The organism is Cytobacillus firmus NBRC 15306, from assembly GCF_001591465.1.
Classification (GTDB): Bacteria; Bacillota; Bacilli; order Bacillales; family Cytobacillaceae; genus Cytobacillus; species Cytobacillus firmus.
This window is the reverse complement of record NZ_BCUY01000252.1, coordinates 1-578: the sequence shown is the minus strand read 5'-3', so window position 1 is coordinate 578 and position 578 is coordinate 1. Positions and strand designations below refer to the sequence as shown.

The following is a 578-nucleotide window of genomic DNA, read 5'->3' as shown; positions in this document are numbered from 1 at the left end:
GGGATTAATCCTCAAACTTTCATACTAGAAAAATGAGAGAAATGAGAAGCAAATAGATCAAGGAAGCGACCGAACGAGCACCGGAGCGTACTGAGGTACGTGAGGAGCACAGTGAGAGAGCTGACGCAGAGATATGCAGCTTATCATTTTTCGAATCCTATTATGTGGGCCTATAGCTCAGCTGGTTAGAGCGCACGCCTGATAAGCGTGAGGTCGATGGTTCGAGTCCATTTAGGCCCACCATCTCATATAATGGGGCCTTAGCTCAGCTGGGAGAGCGCCTGCTTTGCACGCAGGAGGTCAGCGGTTCGATCCCGCTAGGCTCCACCAACCGTAACGATATGATTCGTTATTTTTTGTTCCTTGAAAACTAGATAATGTTATTGAAGAAGCAATAACCGAGTAATCGCCATCTTAGTTTTTTCTCTTATTTTTGTTTTAAAACGAAGTAAGAGCACAAACCTGAGGGCAATGAGAAGCAAGAAGATCAAGGAAGCGACCGAACGAGCACCGGAGCGTACGAGGGTACGTGAGGAGCACAGTGACGGAGCTGACGAAGAGATTCGCCGCTTATCATT

The 578-nt window shown here is 47.1% G+C and carries 2 tRNA genes; both read left to right on the top strand.

The features are described from left to right. Positions 1–166 precede the first annotated feature (166 nt). Positions 167–243, top strand: a tRNA-Ile gene (locus BFI01S_RS22140). An 11-nt stretch (positions 244–254) separates the two neighbouring features. Further along, a tRNA-Ala gene (locus BFI01S_RS22135) sits at positions 255–330 on the top strand. The last annotated feature ends 248 nt before the right edge of the window (positions 331–578 follow it).